We start from the raw sequence: 22,455 nt of genomic DNA, 5'->3' as shown, positions 1-22,455 counted from the left end.
GTTACGTAGTTACTACAACCGACCGTTACGGTCTGGGGCCATTCGGGTCGAATACTGATGGATAGAATACGTACACGCTTGCTGGGTTTGCCACGTCGCCAGAAGCGTATGTTGCAAGTGGTCGCGGACATCGTGCTGGTCTGGATTGCACTGTGGATGGCCTTTCTGGTGCGCCTGGGCATCGAGGACATGTACAACCCGATCCGCGAGCACGAATGGTTGTTCGTGGCCGCTCCGTTCGTGGCCATACCGTTGTTCATTCGTTTCGGCATGTATCGCGCGGTGATGCGCTACTTCGGCAACGATGCATTGGTGGCCATCGTCAAGGCGGTCAGCCTGTCGGCGCTGATCCTGGCGGTGGTGGTGTATTGGTACAGCAACCACCAGACGGTGGTGCCGCGCTCGATCATATTCAATTATTGGTGGATCAGCCTGGTCATCATCGGCGGCCTGCGCCTGGCCATGCGCCAATACTTCATGGGCGACTGGTTCAACGCCGTGCACAACGTGCCCTTCGCCGGGCGTGACGACCGTTTGACCAAGGTGGCGGTGTACGGCGCCGGTGTTGCAGGCAACCAGCTGGTTGCCGCACTGCGCATGGGCCGGGTGATGCGTCCGGTGGCGTTCATCGACGACGACCCGAGCATATCCGACCGGGTGATTGCCGGCATTCAGGTGTTCAAGCCCAAGCATATCCAGCGAATGATCGATCTGACCGGCGCCGAGGAGCTGCTGCTGGCGTTGCCGTCGACGTCGCGCTCGCGGCGTCGCGAGATTCTCAGTTTCCTCGAAGGCTTTCCGCTGCACGTGCGCAGTGTGCCCAACTTCACCGCGCTGGCCAGTGGTGAGGTGAAGGTCGACGACATTCAGGAAGTCGACATTGCCGACTTGCTCGGGCGTGATTCGGTGCCTGCGCAGGATGACCTGCTGGAACACTGCATTGCTGGCAAGTCGGTGCTGGTGACCGGGGCAGGGGGATCGATCGGCTCCGAGCTGTGTCGGCAGATTCTTGGCCTTGAGCCGGCGCTGCTGATTCTGCTGGATCATGGCGAATTCAATCTGTACACCATCAGCGGCGAGCTGGAACAGCGTGCCGCCCGTGAAGGGTTGCACGTGCAGATGCTGCCGACCCTGGGCACGGTGCGCGACCAGGCCAAGCTGCTCGAGGTGATGACTACCTGGAAGGTGGACACGGTGTACCACGCGGCGGCCTACAAGCATGTGCCGATGGTGGAACACAACATTGCCGAGGGTGTACGCAACAACGTGCTGGGTACGCTGAACTGCGCCCAGGCGGCGTTGCAGGCGGGGGTGGCCAACTTCGTATTGATCTCCACCGACAAGGCGGTGCGCCCCACCAATGTGATGGGCAGCACCAAACGCCTGGCGGAGATGACCCTGCAGGCGCTGAGCCGTGAAGTGGCGCCGGTGTTGTTCGGCGACCCGGCCAACGTGGCGCGGGTGAACAAGACACGCTTCACCATGGTGCGCTTCGGCAATGTGCTGGGCTCGTCGGGGTCGGTGATTCCGTTGTTTCACAAGCAGATCAAGTCGGGGGGGCCGGTGACGGTGACCCATCCGAACATCACCCGCTATTTCATGACCATTCCCGAGGCCGCGCAGTTGGTGATCCAGGCCGGGTCGATGGGGCGTGGCGGTGAGGTGTTCGTGCTGGACATGGGCGAGCCGGTGAAGATCATCGACCTGGCGCAAAAGATGATTCACTTGTCGGGCTTGAGCATTCGGTCCGAGCAGAATCCCCAAGGGGATATCGGCATCGAGTTCACTGGGCTGCGGCCGGGTGAGAAGCTGTATGAGGAATTGCTGATCGGCAATAACGTGGTGGCTACCCGTCATCCGATGATCATGAGCGCCCATGAGGATCATTTGCCATGGGAAGCCCTCAAGGGTGAGCTGACCGCTTTGCTGCGGGCACTGGATGACACGGATTTCGACCGGGTCCGCGAGATATTGCAGGAAGCCGTGAGCGGCTACGCGCCCGAAGGCGAGATCGTCGATTGGCTGCACATCCAACAGCACCGCGGCACCCCCGACTGATCCGGCGTCTTGCAAACTCGCTCCCCCGTAGGAGCGGCCAGTGGCCGCGAAGGCCGCCCCGCGGTCTCCCTGATCCACTGCGGTGCCCTTTTCGCGGCCGGTGACCGCTCCTACGGAGGGTTGCCGATCCTGCCGACTCCCCCGCCCGCGGTCTCCCTGATCCACTGCGGTGCCCTTTTCGCGGCCGGTGACCGCTCCTACGGAGGGTTGCCCGATCTGCCGACACCCCGTAGGAGCGGCCGGTGGCCGCGAAGGCCGCCCCGCATTTCGCCTGACCCACCGCGCGGACCTTTTCGCGGCCGATGACCGCTCCTACGGTGGGGGGGCATGGATTGGTCGACAATCGGTTACGGATCGCCCATCATGCAGCGCTGCCGATATCAGGCCGTACATACCCGAATTAGTCGTTGCCCATAAAATGACCGACATACTTTCCGAACCTGCCGATCGAGCCGACGTAGCGGATTTGCCCCTCGTTTCGATCGTGGCGCCGTGCTACAACGCTGAAAATTTCCTCGAAGAGGCGTTGGCCAGCATCTTCGCCCAGGACTATCCGAATTTCGAAGTGATCATCGTCGACGACGGTTCCAGTGACCGCAGCATCGAGATGCTCACCGCGCTGCAGGCGACCTACGACTTCCAGTTGCTGCGGCAAACCAACCAGGGTGTCAGCGCCGCGCTCAACTTCGGCCTGCAGCACGCCCGCGGCAAATACGTCTCCACGCCGGATCTGGACGACATCATGCTCGCCCACTCCCTGCGCGTGCGCGTCGACTACCTCGAACAGAATCCGGAAGTCGGCGCGGTAGGTGCATTGATCACCTACATGGACACCCAGGGCAATGCCCTCAAGGACCAGACGCACACGCGCATCCGCCGCATGGATTTCGCCGACATCCTCGCCAATGCCCGGGTCTGCGGCGCGCCGGTGTCGTTGTACCGCATGGACGTGCTGCGCAAGGCCAAGTTCTACGACCCGGCCATCAAGGTCCAGGATTTCCAGATCACCCTGCGCATTGCCGAGCAGGGTGTCGAGATCCACATGCTGCCGGTGATCGTGACTCGCTACCGGCGCCATCCGCACAACCTCTCGCGCCGCTACAAGACCCTGCTCGAAGCCGACATGCGCGCCATCGAACCCTATCGTGGGCACCCTGGCTACGAGCGTGGCCGCGCCAAGCTGGTCAACAAGGCGTTGAAATACGCGGTGGTGGAAGACAAGAAGGATGCGCTGCGACTGCTGCGCTCCATCCCGCTCAAGCTATGGGATCGCACCACGTTTCGCCGTCTCAAGCGTCTGGTGCTGCATTGGTAAGTAAGGAAGTGCGTCGATGAAGTGGTGGGACCGGTTGAAGAAAAGGAAGGTTCGCAAGCACCTCGGGCAGTTCGAGAAGCTGTTTCGCGGGCCCGAGCGAATCCGCATGCGCTACCCCCAGTATGCAATCGGGGTGGGCACCTACGGCATTCCCGACGTGCAGGAGTTCGGTGACGACACCACCTTGAAGGTCGGCAACTACACCTCGATCGCTGAGGGGGTGAAGATCCTGCTCGGCGGTGGCCACCGCACCGATTGGGTGTCGTGCTTTCCGTTTCCGTTGATAATCGACGAGGTCAAGGACGTGCCGGGCGCAGCGCCTACCAAAGGCGACGTGATCATCGGCAGCGACTGCTGGCTGTGCGCCAATGTGTTGATTCTGTCCGGTGTGACGGTTGGCCATGGTGCAGTGGTTGCAGCCGGCGCGGTGGTGACCAAGGACATACCGCCCTATGCCGTGGTGGGCGGCAACCCGTGTCGGTTCATCAAGTGGCGTTTCGAAGAACGCGTGCGGGACGCCTTGCTGGCGTCGGCGTGGTGGGATTGGCCTGTTGCCGAAGTCAAAGCCGTGGCCCACCTGCTGTGTAGCGACGACCTCGAGGCATTTCTGGCCTATGCCCGCAATCGCCAGCCAACAGCCGTGGCTGGATGAAGTGGTTGGAAGTGTCATCCGCTTGCCAACGTTGCAAGCAAGGCCTGACATCCATTGAGGTCATGCATTGTTACAATGCGAATGGCCCTGGCGATTGGCTCGGCCGCTCGTCGTACCTAGAGTGCCTACCTTCGCGTAGGCACGGCATCACTTTTTCAGAGCAGTGATTATGAACACGTCCACCTCAGACAATCGAAAGCAGCCCCTGGTGTCGGTGATCATCGCGTCGTACAACCATGCGCCGTATATCGAGGCCTCGATCGGCAGCGTGCTGGCGCAGACCTACGCCAACATCGAGTTGCTGGTGGTGGACGATGGTTCGACCGATGGCAGCGTCGAGCTGCTGCGCAAACTCAGTGCCGAGCATGGTTTCGATCTGCGCGTGCAGGAGAACAAGGGGCTGTCGCGGACGCTGAACGAGTCGGTGGCCCGTTGCCAGGGCAGCCTGGTGGTGCCGTTCGGGTCGGATGACGTGATGTTCGCCCATCGTATCGCCACTCAGGTGGCGTACATGGAAGGCAAGCCCGAGGTGGGTATCTGCTCGGCCAATACCGAGATCATCGATGCGACCGGCAAGGTGATGTGCGAGCGTGAACAGCGCAAGCGCAACGAGCCGTTCCGCCGGCTGGATTTCGACGACATGTTCATGGACCGCAAGCCGGGGCCGACCGCCGCCACGCTGATGTTCCGTCGCGAGGCGCTGGAGAAGGTAGGTGGGTTCGATCCGGAGATTCGCCTTGAGGATGTCTATATCGAGTTGGCAGTGACCCGCGCGGGTTATTTCATCGATGTACTGGGTGAGCCCCTGGCGCAGTACCGCAAGCATGCGACCAACACCTACAAGAATGGCCGCTTCATGGTCGAGAACGTGCTCAAGACCTACGCCGTGTACCGCGAGCACCCGGCGTACGAGCAGGTGCGCTGGCGTTTTCTCAATTCGATGTTCCTGAAGTATGCGCGCAAGGACAAGGGCCTGAGCAGAGAGCTGCTGGGCATGATTCCGCTCAGGGCCTGGAACAGGAAGACCCTGCGCGGCATGCTCCGTATGGTGTTCAGCTGAAATCCGCGTAGACGTTTTCGCGGCCGATGACCGCTCCTACGGGACGTCGGATCCTCCGTAGGAGCGGCCCGTGGCCGCGAAAGGCGCACCGCAGTGCATCAGGCAGTACGCGTAACCCTTTTCGCGGCCGATGACCGCTCCTACGGGGCGTCGGATTCTCCGTAGGAGCGGCCCGTGGCCGCGAAGGGCGCGCTGCGTTACAGCAGGCAATCCGCGTAGACGTTTTCGCGGCCGATGACCGCTCCTACGGGAGGGCGGATTCTCCGTAGGAACGGCCCGTGGCCGCGAAGGGCGCGCTGCGTTACAGCAGGCAATCCGCGTAGACGTTTTCGCGGCCGATGACCGCTCCTACGGGACGTCGGATTCTGCGTAGGAGCGGCCCGTGGCCGCGAAAGGCGCACTGCGTTGCATCAGGCAATCCGTAATGTCACTCAAACGGCCTTGGCAGGGCGGCTGAGGCGGTTGCCCCAGTGGCATAGCCATTGCGCATACACCAGCGCCATCGGAATCCAGATCAGGAACCAGTGCTCCTTGGGGCGGGACATGAAGGCGCTGCCTTCGGTCAGCCCCGACGCAAACCCGAACACCAGCCAGGTTGCAGCCAACACCACCTGCGGTTCGCGGCGATTCATCCAGCAGAAGCGCATGGCCAGACCATACAGCACCATCCACAGGCTGAGCCCTGCAACGCCGCCGATGTACAGCACGCCCAGTTCGATATTGTGCGGGTCGGCCAAGGTGTACGGCAGACCTGGGATGACGATGGTCATTTCCGAATCGTAGCCGCGCCCTAACCACGGGTTCTCGCCGATCTGACGCAGTGACTCCATCCAGATTTCCGGCCGGTACGACGCCCCGCGCGAGGTCAGCACATCGGGCATTACCACGTACAGCGCTGCGATCCCCAGCAGCGCAATGGCAATCGCCAGACCGCCGCGTTTCTTGTTTCCCGCCGCCATCAGCCACAGCAATGCCGCCGCCATGCCGATGATCGGCGTCCGCGAACCCGTGGCGATCAAGGTTACGCCCAGTACCGCCAGGCACCCCAGCGCCAACGGGTTCCACGGATTGCGTCCGATGTACCAGGTGGCCAGCCAGACACTGGCAAAGGCGCCGAACACATGGGCGCTGAGCAGAGGGTTGTAGAGCGCGCCATACCCATCCAGACGGCTGCCCAGGGACGCGCCTTGCACGCCATAGAAATAGATCAACGACAAACCCGCCGCTGCCGTGGCGATCACTGCCGCTGCACGGGTGAGTTGCGCCAGTCGCGCGGGCACCTTCAGCGCGATCAGGCCAGCCGAGAGCAGCACCATGGCGATGTAGAGCGGCCGCTTGAACAGCGAGCCGAAGTCTTCGCCCTCTGCGGCCCAACTGACACTGAGCAGGATGTAGGCACTGAAGGCCACGAAGGCAAGGAACATCGGGTTGCGCACCAGCGCCTTGAACGGACCTGGCTGCAATGCCAGGGCGAGCAGGGTGGGCACCGCCAGGAAGATGTAGAACAGCTTGTGATACAGAGAGCGATCCCATGCCCAGAACATGCCGGTCATGATGACCAACCAGCCGATGGGGAGCACATAGGCGTTCAGCACGTGCACCGTACGCTCGCGCACGGAAGTACTCTGGGATTGCATGAGAGGTTGTCTGTCCATAGGCCTTGGCAGTGAAGTGTTTGGGGGCGGGTGGATTGTACGTGGATGTGACTTTGCATCAACACAGAAGGTCCGAACGCCGAAAAATCCTACGGGCTGGTGCAGCGCACACACCTACTTACACATGCCCTCAATCCGTCAGGCGCCCGCGCAGGCCGGGGCAGGGCCAGTGCGACACGTCGTGCAACAGGGTGGCACTGGAACATCTGCGATGCGGGGCTAGGGTTGGCAGGCGGCTCGGGAATGCCGCACTTCTCATTCAAGTCATGGAGCATAAGCAATGCGCAAGATCCTCCTTCCTGCACTGGCGCTGGCATTCTTCGCCAGCACCGCGGTGCCCATTCTAAGCTCGCCGGCCATGGCGGCACCCGCCGCCTCGGTATCGGTTGCCCATCCGGGGCTGCCGGGCAGGGTCAACCTCAATACGGCCGACGCTGAAACCCTCAAGAAGGAACTCTCCGGGGTCGGCCTGACCAAGGCGACCGCCATCGTCAAGCACCGACAGACCTACGGGCCATTCGACTCGGTCGAAGAACTGCTGGAGGTTACGGGTATCGGCAAGGCTTTGCTGGATCGCAACCGCGACAAGCTGGTCGTCAACTGACGATCGGTCGCAGGCTCAGCTGGAGCTGACCAGACGCAGTTTGAACCGGTCGGGAATCACCGCCTCGACGATATCGGCAGCCCGCTGGGTGCCGCCCATCAGGTGGATGGCATCGGCCAGGTTCTCCAGGTCGGGCCATTGGTTCTCCAGCAGATGACGCATGTGTTCCGCCAACTCCCGGCTGCTGCAATGCCGGCTGGCGTGGACGCCGGAACCGCTGTAGGCCACCCGCGCCGCAACGCCTGGCTGGTCGGCGGCGATGGGCAAGGCCAGGATCGGCGTTTCTGCCACGACGGCTTCGAGCACGATGTCGAGGTCGCCGTGGGTCACCAGCACGTCGGCATACTGCAACAGCATGGGCTGGTCGGCAAAATCCGTGACCCAGGTTGCGCCGTGCCGCAGCAGTTGATCGCTTTGCCGATGACTCAGCCCACCGCAATGCATGACCAGCAGTTGGGCATCGAGCAACTTGCAGGCCTGGGCAATGCGTTTGAACAGGCTCATGCGGTTGCCATGGAGCCGGCCCAAGGTTGCGAAGACGAAAGGCCGAGCATTGTCCAACGTGTAGGGCAGGTGGTTGGTCTCATCGGACACCCGGCGCAGGGGGCCGACCTCATGGAACCATGGCGGCAGATTGGGCCGCGGAAAATCGAACTCCAGCACCGTTTGGCTGATTTGCGCGAGCGGCGACAGGCATTGATGCAGGCCCTCGCGGACGCTCAGCCCAAGTGCGGCGGACTGACGGGCAATGGCTTTGCGCAATGGCTTCATGACCCAGTCATGCCGGCGCTCGGCGCGCGCATACCGCTCGATGGCGTCTTCGCCGCGCTCGTACGGGTAGGGCAATACGGCCAACGGTACGGTTATGTCCTCCCGGTTGACCGGCAATGCGCAGGCGACGGACACGAACGGCAGGCCAAGCGACTCTGCCACCAGCCCGCCCGCTGCTTCCATCTGGTCGCACAGCACGGCGTCGATGCGTTCTTCGCGCAGAGCGTTGGGCAACTCTTCACAGAGCATCTGCGTGACTTGCGCCATATCGGCGTAGGTACGCCGCTGGCCGAGCAAAGTGTCGAAATTGGCTGCCAGTGCAAGGCTTTTTGCCAGGCTTCCGGCAGGAAAGCGTTCCTGGCCGACGCTGCGGAATTTGACCCTGTTGCAATGCAATAGATGACGTGCGTCAAGTTGGTGGAAGAATGTGACGCTGTGTCCGCGGTCGATCAGCTCCATTGCCAGGTTTTCAAGCGGTTGAAAGTGGCTCGGCAGGGGTGGAGCGATGATGGCAAAGCGGATCATTGTCGACTCCGGCGCGTTCAGGTGAACACAGTGCGTCAGGTCCTCTCTCAACGGCAAGCGGGGCCTGCCGTACGCTGATGCAGCTAGCGTGAATCAGGGGAGGGTTCGAAGCTATGAGCGCAGGTCGTTGCCGCTCGTTCCGTGTTGTCACCGGAAATGTATCTGGAAACGGCGCTAACCGTCGGAAATATGCTGGGTAAACTTTAAGTAATAAAGAATTAAAGCATTACAAAACAGCAGCTTGCAGACAATCTCAAATGTAGTTTGTGATTTATCGTCAAACGCTCGACGTTTTCCGTTTCGAACTGTCGTTTGGGAGAGTAAGCTTGCCGGCGGGCCACCCCCTGGGGGTGATGATCATTGGAAGCCGCGGGTTGAATTGCACCCGCTGTAGTGGCTTGGCGAGGCGGGTAAGGGATCGTCCTGCGCCGACGCCTGGGAAGTGGATGATGGCTGACAAGAGATTGCGGATTCTGATTGCCGACGAGTTGGACCAGCAGGCGGTGCAGATCGAACGAACGCTCAACAACCTGGGCTACTTCAGGGTGGTGCCGGTGGGTTCGCTCGACGAACTGCTGACCATGGTGCAAAGCGCTTACGAGCCTTTCGATCTGTTGATTGCCAACACTGACATGGCTGTGCGGTCGGGTGTCGATCTGCCGCGGTTCTGCAAGAACAGTGAGCACGTTCGCCATGCGTTGCTGTATGAGAGCCAGAAGCGGATCGAAACCGAACTGGCCGACCCTGGCGGTGAGCGGTTGAGCACCAGCGTCACGCAGCTGCCGGACCGCGACGCGCTGCAGACCTTCATGGCCATTGTCGAATCGCCCAAGGCGCCGCCGGAGCATCGCGTTCGCGTGATCGGCGATGGCATCCGCGCACGCAAATCCCTCAGCCCACCGCCGCTGTAGGAGCGGTCGTCGGCCGCGAACCGGGCATTGCGGTGTATCAGCCAGTCTGCGGCGTTCCTTTCGCGGCCGATGACCGCTTCTACGGGATAGGCACCTCATAGCGCCTGCCACGCCTAACGGTTTTTGCTATCCTGCGCGCCTTTGACAGGCGCGAGGATACGCGCCGTCGGCCACCAGCGGACTTGCCCATGCCTGCCGATAGCTCTGCCCAGCCATTGCTGCTCAACCGCAGCGACCACAAGACCCTCGGTCTGGCGGCCCTCGGTGGCGCGCTGGAAATCTACGATTTCATCATCTTCGTATTCTTCGCCCTGACCCTCAGCCAGCTGTTCTTCCCGCCGCAGATGCCCGAATGGCTACGCCTGTTGCAGAGCTTCGGCATCTTCGTGACCGGCTATCTGGCCCGCCCGTTGGGCGGCATCCTGATGGCGCATTTCGCCGATCGTCTGGGACGCAAGCGTGTGTTCAGCCTGAGCATCCTGATGATGGCGGTGCCCTGCCTGCTGATCGGCATGATGCCCACCTATGCGCAGATCGGTTACTTCGCGCCGCTGCTGCTGCTGGCCCTGCGCATTCTGCAGGGCGCTGCCGTGGGGGGCGAGGTGCCCAGCGCCTGGGTGTTCGTGGCCGAGCACGTGCCGCTGAGAAGACGCGGCTATGCCTTGGGGTTTCTCCAGGCGGGGCTGACCTTTGGCTATCTGCTCGGCGCATTGACTGCCACCGTGCTGGCGCGGGTGTACACCCCGCAGGAAATCCTCGATTGGGCGTGGCGTTTGCCCTTCCTGCTGGGCGGCGTATTTGGCGTGGTCGGTGTGTGGCTGCGCCGACTGCTCAGCGAAACACCGGTGTTTCTGGCCATGCGCGCGCGCAGTGAGCAGGTCAGCGAATTCTCCCTGCGTACCGTGCTGCGTGAACACCGCGCTTCGCTGATTCCGGCGGTGTTGCTGACGTGTGTGCTGACTTCGGCGGTGGTGGTGCTGGTGGTGATCACGCCGACGGTGATGCAGCAGCGCTTTGGCCTGGATGCACGGCACACCTTTGCGCTGAGTAGCCTGGGTATCGTCTTCCTCAACGTTGGCTGCGTGTTGGCTGGCCTGCTGGTCGATCGCATCGGCGCCTGGCGTGCGCTGGTCCTTTATAGCGTGCTGCTGCCGCTGGGCATCACCGCGCTCTATGCCAGCCTGGTTGCCGGGGTCGGCAGTCTTGCCGTGGCCTATGCGCTGGCTGGTCTGGGGTGTGGAGTGGTGGGTGTGGTGCCGTCGCTGATGGTCGGCCTGTTTCCCGCCAAGGTGCGTGTATCGGGCATTTCGTTTACCTACAACATCGCGTATGCGCTGTGGGCGAGTACCACGCCGCTGCTGCTGATCGCCTTGATGCCGTGGAGCCCGTGGGTCTGTGTGGGCTATTGCGTGGTGATGGGTGCGGTCGGTGTCGGCACCGCCTGGCTCTTCGGCAGACGCCGACCTCTTCAGGCCTACGCCTGACCTCAAACGAACCGGCCACCAGGCCGGTTTTTTTATGCCTCGATCCCAAGAATGCTGCGGTGCTGGTGTGGGAGCGGTCCGTGGCCGCGAAAGATTCACCGCGATTCAGCTGACACACCGCGGCGCTCTTTTCGCGGCCGATGACCGCTCCTACGAGGGATTTGTGCCTATAAAATCCCTATATATGGGATTGATAATTATATATTGAGATTATCGTTCAAATGGATTTATAGTCGGCCATCACACACCGCCACTCACTACCAAAAACAAACAAGGTGAAGCGATGCAGCCGCAACTCGTTGCACTCGATTGGGGAACCAGTTCCCTGCGAGCTTATCTGCTCGGCTCTGATGGCCACGTACTCGACCAGCGTTCGCTGGATCGGGGCATCATGCAGTTGTCCAACACCCCCCGTAGCATTTGCGGCGAACAGACCAGCGATGGTTTCGAGCTGACCTTCGATGAGGCCTGCGGCGACTGGCTCGACGCTTTTCCTGACGTTGCCGTGATCGCCTGCGGCATGGTCGGCAGCGCCCAGGGTTGGCACGAGGTGCCGTATTGCCAGAGCCCGGCGCAGGCCGCCGATGTCGCAGCCGGCATGGCTCGCGTGCGTACCCTCAGGGGTATCTGCGTGCATCTGGTGCCCGGCGTGCTGCAACGTTCGGCACTGCCCAACGTCATGCGCGGCGAGGAAACCCAGATCTTCGGCCTGCTGCAGTCGCTGCCTTCGGGTGAGCGCGACCAGACCTTGCTGATCGGCCTGCCTGGCAGCCATTCGAAGTGGGCGAGGGTGGTCGAGCAGCGCATCGAGCATTTCGACACCTTCATGACCGGCGAGCTGTTCGCCGCAGCCAGTGCCCACACCATTCTCGGCCGCACGCAGAAGCGCAGTGCGTCGTTCGACAGCGCGGCGTTCGAGCGCGGTGTAGCCGTGGCGATGTCGCGCGAGGGCAGCATCGGCGTGCTGTCGACCATGTTCAGCGCGCGCAGCCTTGGCCTCACCGGCCAATTGGCGAGCAGTGAGCAAGCGGACTATCTGTCCGGCCTGATGATTGGCCACGAGCTGCGCGCCCTGGCCGAAATGCTGCGCCAGCGCAGCGGGCAGGAATCGCTGCCGGCTGTGGTCCTGATCGGCAGCAGTGCGTTGTGCCAGCGCTATCGGCAGGCATTGGCCTTGTGTGGCTTCAACAGCGTCAGCCTGGCCGAACAGGCCACCGAACGCGGTCTCTGGAGCCTGGCGCTGGCCGCCGGGCTCGTCGCTCAACAGTTCCAAGAGGTTTGACATGCTCAAGCAAGCAATGGCCCAGAACGGGCTGATCGCCATTTTGCGCGGCCTGCGCCCCGAAGAGTCGGTGGCCATCGGCGAGGTGCTGTACAGCGCCGGGTTTCGCATCATCGAGGTGCCGCTCAACTCTCCGCAGCCTTTCGACAGCATTCGGCTGTTGCGCAACAGTTTGCCTGCCGATTGCCTGATCGGTGCCGGAACGGTGCTGTCGGCCGAGCAGGTGCTTCAGGTCAAGGCGGCGGGAGGGCAACTGATCGTCATGCCGCACAGCGATCCTGCAGTGCTCAAGGCGGTCAAGGAGGCCGAGATGTTCCTGGCGCCGGGCGTGCTGACACCGACCGAAGCGTTCGCCGCGCTGGCTGCCGGTGCCGACGTGTTGAAACTGTTCCCGGCCGAGTCGCTGACGCCGGCCGTGGTCAAGGCGCTACTGGCGGTGCTGCCCAAAGGCACGGCGCTGGTACCGGTGGGAGGCATCAGCCCGGACAACATGCAGCCGTTTCTCGACGCCGGCGTTGCCGGGTTTGGCCTGGGTTCGGGCCTGTTCAAGCCAGGCATGACGGTGCAACAGGTGGCTGATAACGCGAAGGCGTACGTCCAGGCCTGGCAGTCGTTGAAAGGTTGACACGCTGTGCGCCCCTGTAGGAGCGGTCATCGGCCGCGAAGGGGCACAGCGCAGTGACTGATCCACCGCGTCGCCCGGTTCGCGGCCACGGACCGCTCCTACAGAGATGTCATTCCCCTGTAGGAGCGGTCATCGGCCGCGAAGAGGGCGCCGCGCAGTGACTGATCCACCGCGTCGCCCGGTTCGCGGCCACGGACCGCTCCTACAGAGATCCATACGGGCGGTAACGGCAACATTTACAGACGCTCGAGCGTCCATCGAACAAGAGAGACAACAGATGAAAATCACCAAACTCACGACCTTCATCGTTCCACCGCGCTGGTGCTTCCTCAAGGTCGAGACCGACGAGGGTGTAGTCGGCTGGGGCGAGCCCGTGGTCGAAGGCCGCGCGCACACCGTGGCTGCCGCCGTTGACGAATTATCCGACTACCTGATCGGCAAGGACCCACGCAATATCGAAGACATCTGGACCGTGCTGTACCGCGGCGGTTTCTACCGTGGCGGCGCCATCCACATGAGCGCCCTGGCCGGTATCGATCAGGCGCTGTGGGATATCAAGGGCAAGGCCCTGGGCGTTTCGGTCAGCGACCTGCTTGGCGGGCAGGTACGCGATCGGATCCGGGTGTACTCGTGGATTGGCGGCGACCGCCCGGCCGACACGGCGCGCGCGGCGAGCGAGGCGGTGGCTCGTGGTTTCACTGCGGTGAAGATGAACGGCACCGAGGAACTGCAGTTTCTCGACACGTTCGACAAGGTCGATCGCGCCCTGGCCAGCGTTGCGGCCGTGCGTGATGCGGTAGGGCCGAACGTGGGCATTGGCGTCGACTTCCATGGCCGGGTGCACAAGCCCATGGCCAAGGTGCTGATGAAGGAGCTGGACCAGTTCAAGCTGATGTTCATCGAAGAGCCGGTGTTGAGCGAGAACTACGAAGCGCTCAAGGAGCTGGCGCCGTTGACCAGTACGCCGATCGCACTCGGTGAGCGTTTATACTCGCGTTGGGACTTCAAGCGGATCCTCAGTGAAGGCTATGTGGACATCATCCAGCCCGATGCCTCGCATGCTGGGGGCATCACCGAGACCCGCAAGATCGCCAACATGGCCGAGGCCTATGACGTAGCGCTGGCCTTGCATTGCCCGTTGGGACCGATCGCGCTGGCGGCGTGCCTGCAGCTGGATGCGGTTTGCTACAACGCCTTCATCCAGGAGCAGAGCCTGGGCATTCACTACAACGAGAGCAATGATCTGCTCGACTATGTCACCCATCCTGAAGTGTTCGATTACGACAATGGGTTCGTGAAGATTCCGAACGGGCCGGGCCTGGGAATCGAGATCAACGAGGAGTACGTGCGGGAGCGCGCAGAGATCGGCCATCGCTGGCGCAACCCGATCTGGCGCCATGCCGACGGCAGCTTCGCCGAGTGGTGATTCACCGCTGATACCGCGGCGCGGCCTTCGCGGGTAGCAAGCTCGCCGCCCGCCCCGCTCCCACACGGGCGGCGAGCTTTCTACCCGCGAAGGCGTCCGGCCTGTCGCCGCATCACCCCTCTACAAATACAATAAGAGGCACCCCATGCATACCCAATCCACTACCGCCGCGCCGGCGCTGGCGACGCCCAGCCGCAAGCGCTTCTTCATCATGGTGCTGTTGTTCATCACCGTGGTGATCAACTACCTGGACCGCAGCAACCTGTCCATCGCCGCACCGGCGCTGACCAGCGACCTGGGCATCGATCCGGTGCACGTCGGCCTGATTTTCTCGGCATTCGGCTGGACCTACGCCGCCATGCAGATCCCCGGCGGCTGGCTGGTCGACCGCGTTCCGCCACGCATCCTCTACAGCGTGGCCCTGGCGTTGTGGTCCATTGCCACCGTCATGCTCGGCTTTGCCGGCAGTTTCATCGCCCTGTTCGTGCTGCGCATGGCCGTGGGCGCGCTGGAAGCGCCGGCGTACCCGATCAACAGCCGCGTGGTGACGACCTGGTTCCCCGAGCGCGAACGTGCCACCGCCATCGGCTTCTACACCTCGGGCCAATTCGTCGGCCTGGCCTTCCTCACCCCGGTACTGGCCTGGCTGCAACACGAATTCGGCTGGCACATGGTGTTCGTCAGCACCGGTCTGGTGGGCATTGTCTGGGCAGTGATCTGGTACGCGGTGTATCGCGAGCCGCGCGATTTCAAAGGCGCCAACGCGGCCGAAATCCAGCTCATCAGCGACGGCGGCGGCTTGGTCGACATGCAGAAATCGGCGCGCCAGGCCAAGGCCGGTTTCAGCTGGACCGACCTGGGCATCGTGTTGAGCAAGCGCAAACTCTGGGGTATCTACCTGGGCCAGTATTGCCTCAACTCGACCTTGTGGTTCTTCCTGACCTGGTTCCCGACTTACCTGGTGAAATACCGCGGCATGGATTTCATCAAATCGGGCATGCTCGCCTCGCTGCCGTTCCTGGCCGCTTTTGTCGGCGTGCTGTGCTCGGGGTTCTTTTCCGACTGGCTGATCCGTCGCGGCGCCAGCATCGGCCTGGCGCGCAAGCTGCCGATCATCGGCGGCCTGTTGATCTCGACGTGCATCATCGGCGCCAACTACGTCGATTCGACCCCGCTGGTAATCGCTTGCCTCGCGCTGGCCTTTTTCGGCAACGGCCTGGCGTCGATCACCTGGTCGCTGGTTTCGACCCTGGCCCCTGCGCGGTTGCTGGGGCTGACGGGCGGGGTGTTCAACTTCATCGGCAACCTGTCGGCGATCACCACACCGATCGCCATCGGCTTCCTGGCGACCGGCGACTCGTTCGCGCCCGCGATCACTTACATTGCGGTCACGGCGCTGGTCGGGGCGTTGTCCTACATTCTGCTGGTGGGCAAGGTCGAGCGGATCGAGCTTTGACCCGATTGCGAGCAGGCGAACATAATGCGCCTGCTTTTACCTGACGCGAAGGTTGACCATGCAGGACGACATGCCCCCCGCCGCACCGACCGGCACCCAGACTCTGCTCCGCGGGCTGGCAGTGATCCAGGCCGTGGCCGGCGGCGCCCGTGATCTGAAAGAGATCGCGCGGCGCATCGGCACCACGCGCAGCACCACCCACCGGCTGGTCAGTTGCCTGGTGGACGAGCGCTACTTGCGGGTGCTGCCCCAGGTGGGCTATCTGCTCGGGCCGCGGCTGATCGAGCTGGGCTTCCAGGCACGGGATGAAGTGCCACTGGTGATGTTGGCCAGCCCTTGGCTGGATGAACTATCGGCGCGGACCGGCGATACCATTCACCTGGCGATTCGCGACGGCGACGAGGTGCTGTACCTGCACAAGACCCCAGGGCGCAATGGCCCGGAGATGCGTTCGCGGGTAGGTCATCGCATGCCGCTGGCGCGCACCGGCATCGGCAAGGCGCTGATGCTCGACGCGGGTGCGGCCGAATGGCAGAGGCTGTTCGAACGGGGGGAGGCCGTTGCGGCGGAATCCGCCCTGTGGCCCGACCACCCGCAACTCACCTGGCCCCAGTTCCAGGCCCGTATGCAGACCTATGTGACGGGTCGCTATGCGTTCGACCTGGAAGACAACGAACCGTCGATTCGCTGCGTGGCTGCACCCATCCGCGATGCCAGCGGACAAATCGTGGCCGCGATCAGTGTCGCCAGTACGCTGCCTTACATGCCTGTGGAGAAGATGGAATCCCTGGTTCCTGTGGTCCAGAAAGCCGCTCACGCCATCTCCGCAGAACTCGGCGCTAGGGTGTAACCCCAGACGCTGCAGCGCTCTTTTCGCGGCCACGGACCGCTCCTACGCAGGGTTCGAGGGCGCCATAGGAGCGGTCATCGGCCGCTAAGGGGGCGCCGCGGTGTGTCTGGAAGACTGCAGCGACTTTTCGCGGCCACGGACCGCTCCTACGCAGGGTTCGAGGGCGCCGTAGGAGCGGTCATCGGCCGCGAAGGGGGGCCGCGGTGTGTCTTGGAGACCGCAGCGCTGCGTTCGCGGCCACGGACCGCTCCTACGGGCGTGGGGTTGAGCTGGATGCCTGGTAACCCTGCAGCCAAATAGCATCCCACAAAGGGTAATCGCCGACCCTTTTGACTAATCCTGCGCGCAGCGGGTTGGCGACAATGTATCTGGCACTGGCGAGTAAATCCTCCTCCTGACGCAGCGCTCGGTCGTGGAAGCCTGCCTGCCACAATTGGCCTGTTCTTGCGCACCGTTCATTGATTGCCTTGCTCGAGCGCGATTTGACCTGACGCATCAGGCTTTCCAGCGATGCGTCCTCAAGTTGCATCAGCCAGTGGAGGTGATCGGGCATGACAACCCAGGCCAGCGATTGTGCCTGGTTCCAGCGCTGGGCATTCATCATCTCCCTGACTACGCACCGTCCCAGTTCGAAATCCCGGAACAGGGGCGTTCTATGTTTCACAACGGCAGTCAGAAGATAGATGCCGCCACGCTGAGAAAAGCGGCCCGTGCGTAACCTGCAATTTTTGTAGAGTGGCATGAGAGCCTCCATCCATGGCGGAGGTTTGAATGTAGCGGGCAGTGAGCAGGTGAGTGGGGCGGATTAATGACTGTGTGTGTCCGTTACGGAGATCGAAATGACCGGTAATGAGGGCCAGGTTTGCACAGTGCCAGAAGCTTGAAGGAGCGGCGTGTAGCCGCGAATGAGATGCTGCGGGAGATCAGGGGTATTGCGTCGGTTTTTTCGCGGCCACGGACCGCTCCTACGCAGGGTTTGAGGGTGCCGTAGGAGCGGTCATCGGCCGCGAAGGGGGCGCTGCGGTGTGTCTGGGAGACCGCAGCGCTGCGTTCGCGGCCACGGACCGCTCCTACGCAGGGTTCGAGTCCGCCGTAGGAGCGGTCATCGGCCGAGAAGGGGCCTTGCGGTGTTTCTGATGTACCGGGTTGCGGGCTTCGCGGGCAGAGCCCGCTCCCACAAAAACAGCCCCTGCAAAAAACGCCCCTGACAAAAACGGCGCCCACAAAAAAGGGCCCTTGGAAGGGCCCTTATCACCAGCAGACGGCTCAGTTCAGGCCGAGTTTGCCGCGCAGGGTGGAGAGGTCTTCGGCGAGGGTGTTGACCGGGCCGATCAGTGCCTTGCGGTCGTTTTCCTTGACCTTGTCGTAGGTTTGGAAGCCGCCATCGGCAGTGCGGTACTTGGCCAGGATCTTGTCGACGGTGGCGAAGTTCTTGTCTACCTTGGCTGCGAACGCCTTGTCCTGGCCTTCGATCTGCGGACGGAACAGGTCGACGATCTTCTTCGCGCCGTCGATGTTGCCCTGGAAATCATACAGGTCGGTATGGCTGTAACGGTCTTCCTCACCGGACACCTTGGTGGCGGCCACCTCTTCGAGCAGTGCGGCGGCACCGCCGACCACTTTCTCCGGCGGGAAGGTCAGCTCGGCGATACGGTTCTGCAAGTCCTTCACATCCTTGAGCAGACCGTCGGCCAATGCATCCAGGCCCTTGGTGGTATTTTCCGAGTACAGGCTGTATTCCAGGCGGTGAAAACCGGTGAAATCTTCCGCCTTCACACCGGCTTCATGGTCATCGACACGCGAATCGATCGACGCATCCAGGTCGCTGAACAGCTCGGCGATCGGCTCGATGGCCTCGTAGTGCACGCGGGTCGGCGCATACAGCTTCTTGGCGGTGGCCAGGTCGCCTTTCTTGATCGCGTCGGTGAACCTGGCGGTTTCCACGGCCAGTTGATCGACCTTCTCGGTCACGTAGATCTTGTAGTCCGAAACCGGCCCTACCAGGTCCAACGGCGACTGGGTCGCGGCAAAGGCCGACAGCGGAGCGTTGAACAGGCCAAGGGTCAGCAGCAGAGCGAGTGGCGTCTTTGTCATGAATGGTTCCCCGGTTGTATCAAGTGGTCATGCAGTGGTGGTGAGGTTCTTGCTCGCAGCGAGCAGGCTGCGGCCGATGAAATCCTGGGCGCTGGTCACCCCTGGCAGGGTGAAGAAATAACCGCCGCCCACAGGCTTGAGGTATTCCTCCAGCGGTTCGCCGTTGAGGCGGGTCTGCACGGTGATAAAACCTTTTTCCAGATCCGCCTGGTAGCAGATGAACAGCAAGCCCATGTCCAGCTGGCCGTTCTTGTTCACCCCGTTCGAATAATTGAAGGGTCGACGCAGGATGAGGTTCTGCTGCGACTCCGGGGTGCGCGGATTGGCCAGGCGAATGTGCGCGTCCAGCTTGGTCAGCTTGCCTTCGGGATCTTTGCCGTAGTCCGGCACGTCACTTTCGAGCCGGCCATCCATGGGCGCACCGGTGGTTTTCACCCGGCCGAAGATATTCTCCTGCTCTTGCAGCGGCGTGCGGTCCCAGCGTTCGACGAAGTTGCGGATGATGCGCACCGCCTGATAACTGCCATGCTCGGCCCAGGTTGGCTCGTCGCCGCCAGGCTGTACCCATACCAGCGCATCCATCAGCCGGGTGTCGTTGGAGTCCGGGTTGGCCGAGCCGTCACGAAAGCCGAGGAAGTTGCGCGCGCTCTGTTCAGGCTCGCCAGGTTTGGCAGGCGCCTGCGGCGGCACCGTACCTTCCTGTTTCCAGCGCACGAAAAGCAGGTCGGGCAGGTTCTTGACGATGTCGCGCAGGGCGTGGATGTTGCTGTCCGGGGTATTGGCACAGAACTGCAGGGTCAGGTCACCGTGGCATTGATCCGCCTCCAACGCATCATTGGGGAAACCGACCATCCGCGACAGGCGTTTGGGCTTGGCATCGGCGAGGCCGAAGCGCTCGTCGAACAGTGACTCGCCCACCGACACGGTGATGGTCAGGTTGTCTGGCACCACCACCGGGCCAAGGATGCCCGAATCCACCGGCGGCAGCTTGGGGTCGACCTGCGCCACGGGGCCGCCAGTCATCAGGAAGCGGATGCGCTCGTCCAGGGTGCGGAACAGGCGCTCCAGATCTTCGCGATCACTGGCCAGTACATCGAATGCCACCAGCATGCCTGCGGCTGGCCGCGGTGTGACGACCCCGGTCTGGTGCAGGCCCTGGTAGTCATGGCGGTCCTGGGTCTTTTCGCTTTTTGGCGCTTCGGTGACCTTGGCGGCGGGTGCGGCCATCGCCGGGCAGCTCAGGCCGGCACCGGCCAGGGCCGCACCGGCGGCGCCCAGGCCCAGCAGTACGCGACGGCGCTGGGCGTCGACAGGTGAATTCGGATTGTCGGTGTTGCTCATGATCGTTTATCTCGTCGCTGTTTCATTCACTTCAACCTCTGTCGCACCGCCGGTACCGCCGACGCGGCTCGCGCCGCTGCTACAGAGATCGCATTGCCAATGCGGCTTGGCGTAATCCCTGTAGCAGCGGTGCAAGCCGCGTCCGGGTTCAGCGTGGTCAGCCAGTTACACCGCAGGTACCGCCGACGCGGCTCGCGCCGCTGCTACAGAGATCGCACTGCCACTGCGGCTTGTCGTATCCCCGCGTCCGGGTTCAGCGCAGTCAGCCAGTTACACCGCAGGTGCCGCCGACGGGCCTACAGGGTGGAGAGGCCCAGCGCAGGGTCGATGCCGTCGAGGGCATCGGCCAGGGCCTTGGCCTGGGCAGCGATCTGCTGGCGTTGCTCGGTGCTGACCGTCTCGTAGCTCTGATAGCCGTCGCCGCTGCGCAGGCTCGCCAACTGCATGGCCAACTCATCCGCCGCCTCGTCGATCCGCGGCAGCAACTCGGACGCGGACTTCGTCAACAGTGGACGCAGCAGGTCGACCACCTTGCGCGCACCCTCCAGATTGGCCGCGAAGCCATTCAGGTCGGTGTGGCTGTAGCGCTCTTCTTCACCCTGGCTACGAAGGTCCGCCAACCCGTGCAGGTTGCGCGCAACGATGCTCACCAGTTGTTCGGGAGGCAATGGCTGCGCCAGCAGCTGGCGCCTCAGTTCAGTGACATCGCTGGCCAGTTTCTGCGCCACCGGCACCAGACCCTCCACGCTGTTCTGCTGGAACAGGCCGTACTCCAAGCGGTGGAAACCACCGAAAGCCGTATCCTGTTCGCGCTTCTCGTAGTAGTCGGCGCGGGCATTGATGGCATTGTCCAGTTCGGCCAGGCGTTGCGCGGCGGGCGCGATACGTTGATAGGCGGCTCGTGCCGGGGCGTACAAGCTGCGTGCCTGCGCCAGATCACCGGCGACAATGGCCTGGTTCAAGGCGTCCACGGCGCGAATCAGGGCGCTGCCCTGGGTTGCCAGGTACACCCGGTATTCCGACAGAGGGCCGACGAAAGCCACCATCGACGGCCGCGCCTTGGCTGCAGCATCGGACTCGGCCGTGGGCGTGACCTTCAAGGTGCCGCGCGGATTGCTGAGCAGGCCGCAGGTGATCTGATAATCCCCCGGCTGCAGGTTGGCGTTGATCACCTGGCTCAGGCCGGGTGCGATGTTCTCGCGTTCTTCGACCACCAGCACGCCATCGAGGATTTCCCATTCCACCGCCCGCTCGGAGCGGTTGACGATGCGAAAGCTGTTGCGCCCCGCGGCCACGGTGAGCGCGGCCGGCTCGCAGTTGTGCGGATGGATGTTCACCACGATCTCGTTCTGGGCGGTGGCCTGACGTTTGCTCGAAGCGACTTGCGACGCATAGTAGAACAGGCCGCCGGCGGCGATCATCACGACCACCGACGCGGCGAGCGCCACACGCATCAGACGCGGCGGGGCGCCATTGACTGGGTTGGACATGGAAGCCTTACTGATGAGTGGCGGGGGAGGAGTTGACCTGCGCCGGCGCGGCATGGGGCATGAAGAACGCCACCAGGGCCACCACCAGATAGATCAGGTATGCACCCAGGGTGCTGATCGTCGGTGCGTCCTGATAGCCGAACATGCCGGCCAGTACCGATCCGATCGGACCGTCCATGGGCAGTGTGGCGCTGATGTCGAAGACCACGCTCTGCAAGCTGTTCCAGACCCCTGCTTCATGCAGGGCCATGACCGAGTTGGCGAGAATGCCCGCCGCGACCACCAGAATGAACAAGCCGGTCCAGCGAAAGAACAGCGACAGGTTCAGGCGCATGCTGCCCGAATAGATGGCAAAGCCGATGGCCACCGCCAGCAGCAGGCCGAGCAGGGCGCCGATGGGCGCACCGGGACCTTCGCTCTGCTGGAACACGGCGAGCAGGAAAAATACGGTTTCCAGGCCTTCACGGGCGACGGCGAAGAACACCATGGCGATCAGCGCCGCGACCTGGTGGCGAGAGCCAGTCAGGGCTTGGTCCAGGGCTGCCTGCAGCGAGTGCTTCACCGAGCGGGCGACCTTGCGCATCCAGAACACCATGGAGGTGAGGATGACCACGGCCACCAGGCCGATGAGCGCTTCGAACAATTCCTGTTGCTTCTGCGGGAATTCCGCGCTCATCAACTCAAGGCCGCCGCCCACCAGCAGGGCCAGGGCCGCTGCCAGGAAGACGCCGATCCAGACCGCTGGCATCCATTGACCACGACCAGTCTGTTTCAGGTAGCTGGCGATGATGCCAACGATGAGCGCGGCTTCAATCCCTTCGCGCAGCATGATCAAGAATGGAACCAGCACTTCGCA

At 62.7% G+C, this 22,455-nt stretch carries 19 protein-coding genes; 12 read left to right on the top strand and 7 right to left on the bottom strand.

Translation table 11 applies throughout. From position 1 onward, the window contains the following. Positions 1 to 57 precede the first annotated feature (57 nt). The 4 genes from H7993_RS03745 to H7993_RS03730 all read left to right on the top strand — a co-directional run bounded on the left by H7993_RS03745 (position 58) and on the right by H7993_RS03730 (position 5,085). Positions 58 to 2,058 carry a polysaccharide biosynthesis protein gene (locus H7993_RS03745; protein WP_185793484.1) on the top strand — a complete coding sequence of 667 codons (2,001 nt, stop codon included), beginning with the start codon at positions 58 to 60 and terminating at the stop codon, positions 2,056 to 2,058. Between the two features lie 418 nt (positions 2,059 to 2,476). After that, the gene (locus H7993_RS03740) at positions 2,477 to 3,373 is read left to right on the top strand and encodes a glycosyltransferase family 2 protein (protein ID WP_185793483.1); all 897 of its coding nucleotides are present in this window, start codon (positions 2,477 to 2,479) and stop codon (positions 3,371 to 3,373) included. A 16-nt stretch (positions 3,374 to 3,389) separates the two neighbouring features. Continuing rightward, a complete protein-coding gene (locus H7993_RS03735) occupies positions 3,390 to 4,025 on the top strand; it encodes a CatB-related O-acetyltransferase (RefSeq protein WP_185793482.1) in 636 nt (211 codons plus the stop codon). Between the two features lie 169 nt (positions 4,026 to 4,194). Next, the gene (locus H7993_RS03730) at positions 4,195 to 5,085 is read left to right on the top strand and encodes a glycosyltransferase (protein ID WP_122478340.1); all 891 of its coding nucleotides are present in this window, start codon (positions 4,195 to 4,197) and stop codon (positions 5,083 to 5,085) included. A 431-nt stretch (positions 5,086 to 5,516) separates the two neighbouring features. Here the strand turns inward: H7993_RS03730 and H7993_RS03725 are convergent, their stop codons facing one another. Next, positions 5,517 to 6,722 (bottom strand): O-antigen ligase family protein, encoded by a 1,206-nt coding sequence (locus tag H7993_RS03725; protein WP_185793481.1) that lies wholly within the window; start codon positions 6,720 to 6,722, stop codon positions 5,517 to 5,519. Between the two features lie 298 nt (positions 6,723 to 7,020). Here H7993_RS03725 and H7993_RS03720 point away from each other — a divergent pair, with 298 nt between their 5' ends. After that, entirely contained in the window at positions 7,021 to 7,344 is a 324-nt protein-coding gene (locus H7993_RS03720; RefSeq protein ID WP_185793480.1) for a ComEA family DNA-binding protein, read from the top strand. A 15-nt stretch (positions 7,345 to 7,359) separates the two neighbouring features. Here the strand turns inward: H7993_RS03720 and H7993_RS03715 are convergent, their stop codons facing one another. Further along, positions 7,360 to 8,640, bottom strand: coding sequence for a glycosyltransferase (locus tag H7993_RS03715; RefSeq protein ID WP_185793479.1), 1,281 nt, complete (start codon positions 8,638 to 8,640; stop codon positions 7,360 to 7,362). Between the two features lie 449 nt (positions 8,641 to 9,089). Between H7993_RS03715 and H7993_RS03710 the strand changes: the two genes are divergently transcribed. The 7 genes from H7993_RS03710 (at position 9,090) to H7993_RS03680 (ending at position 16,674) form a co-directional block, all read left to right on the top strand. Continuing rightward, positions 9,090 to 9,551 carry an ANTAR domain-containing protein gene (locus H7993_RS03710; protein ID WP_185793478.1) on the top strand — a complete coding sequence of 154 codons (462 nt, stop codon included), beginning with the start codon at positions 9,090 to 9,092 and terminating at the stop codon, positions 9,549 to 9,551. Between the two features lie 188 nt (positions 9,552 to 9,739). Then, the gene (locus H7993_RS03705; protein ID WP_122478330.1) at positions 9,740 to 11,035 is read left to right on the top strand and encodes an MFS transporter; all 1,296 of its coding nucleotides are present in this window, start codon (positions 9,740 to 9,742) and stop codon (positions 11,033 to 11,035) included. 283 nt (positions 11,036 to 11,318) lie between these two features. Beyond that, on the top strand, positions 11,319 to 12,317 hold the full coding sequence (locus H7993_RS03700; protein WP_185793477.1) for a 2-dehydro-3-deoxygalactonokinase: 999 nt from the start codon (positions 11,319 to 11,321) through the stop codon (positions 12,315 to 12,317). A 1-nt stretch (position 12,318) separates the two neighbouring features. Continuing rightward, entirely contained in the window at positions 12,319 to 12,942 is a 624-nt protein-coding gene (locus H7993_RS03695) for a 2-dehydro-3-deoxy-6-phosphogalactonate aldolase (protein ID WP_185793476.1), read from the top strand. 277 nt (positions 12,943 to 13,219) lie between these two features. Further along, on the top strand, positions 13,220 to 14,368 hold the full coding sequence (gene dgoD / locus H7993_RS03690; protein ID WP_122478323.1) for a galactonate dehydratase: 1,149 nt from the start codon (positions 13,220 to 13,222) through the stop codon (positions 14,366 to 14,368). A gap of 145 nt (positions 14,369 to 14,513) precedes the next feature. Further along, the gene (locus tag H7993_RS03685; protein WP_122478321.1) at positions 14,514 to 15,824 is read left to right on the top strand and encodes an MFS transporter; all 1,311 of its coding nucleotides are present in this window, start codon (positions 14,514 to 14,516) and stop codon (positions 15,822 to 15,824) included. Positions 15,825 to 15,882: 58 nt separating this feature from the next. Continuing rightward, positions 15,883 to 16,674, top strand: a complete 792-nt coding sequence (locus H7993_RS03680; protein WP_122478319.1) for an IclR family transcriptional regulator — start codon at positions 15,883 to 15,885, stop codon at positions 16,672 to 16,674. 250 nt (positions 16,675 to 16,924) lie between these two features. Here H7993_RS03680 and H7993_RS03675 read toward each other — a convergent pair whose 3' ends face one another. The 5 genes from H7993_RS03675 to efeU all read right to left on the bottom strand — a co-directional run bounded on the left by H7993_RS03675 (position 16,925) and on the right by efeU (position 22,449). Continuing rightward, positions 16,925 to 17,416, bottom strand: coding sequence for an REP-associated tyrosine transposase (locus H7993_RS03675; RefSeq protein ID WP_185793475.1), 492 nt, complete (start codon positions 17,414 to 17,416; stop codon positions 16,925 to 16,927). Positions 17,417 to 17,940: 524 nt separating this feature from the next. Next, on the bottom strand, positions 17,941 to 18,768 hold the full coding sequence (efeO, locus tag H7993_RS03670; protein ID WP_122476861.1) for an iron uptake system protein EfeO: 828 nt from the start codon (positions 18,766 to 18,768) through the stop codon (positions 17,941 to 17,943). 27 nt (positions 18,769 to 18,795) lie between these two features. Continuing rightward, on the bottom strand, positions 18,796 to 20,109 hold the full coding sequence (gene efeB / locus H7993_RS03665) for an iron uptake transporter deferrochelatase/peroxidase subunit (protein WP_185793474.1): 1,314 nt from the start codon (positions 20,107 to 20,109) through the stop codon (positions 18,796 to 18,798). Positions 20,110 to 20,405: 296 nt separating this feature from the next. Next, positions 20,406 to 21,599 (bottom strand): iron uptake system protein EfeO, encoded by a 1,194-nt coding sequence (efeO, locus tag H7993_RS03660; protein WP_185793473.1) that lies wholly within the window; start codon positions 21,597 to 21,599, stop codon positions 20,406 to 20,408. Between the two features lie 7 nt (positions 21,600 to 21,606). Next, a complete protein-coding gene (gene efeU / locus H7993_RS03655; RefSeq protein WP_122476866.1) occupies positions 21,607 to 22,449 on the bottom strand; it encodes an iron uptake transporter permease EfeU in 843 nt (280 codons plus the stop codon). Positions 22,450 to 22,455: the final 6 nt, after the last annotated feature.

Source organism: Pseudomonas baltica, assembly GCF_014235765.1.
GTDB lineage: Bacteria > Pseudomonadota > Gammaproteobacteria > Pseudomonadales > Pseudomonadaceae > Aquipseudomonas > Aquipseudomonas baltica.
The sequence above is the reverse complement of the archived record's forward strand: the minus strand, read 5'-3'. Positions and strand labels throughout refer to the sequence as shown.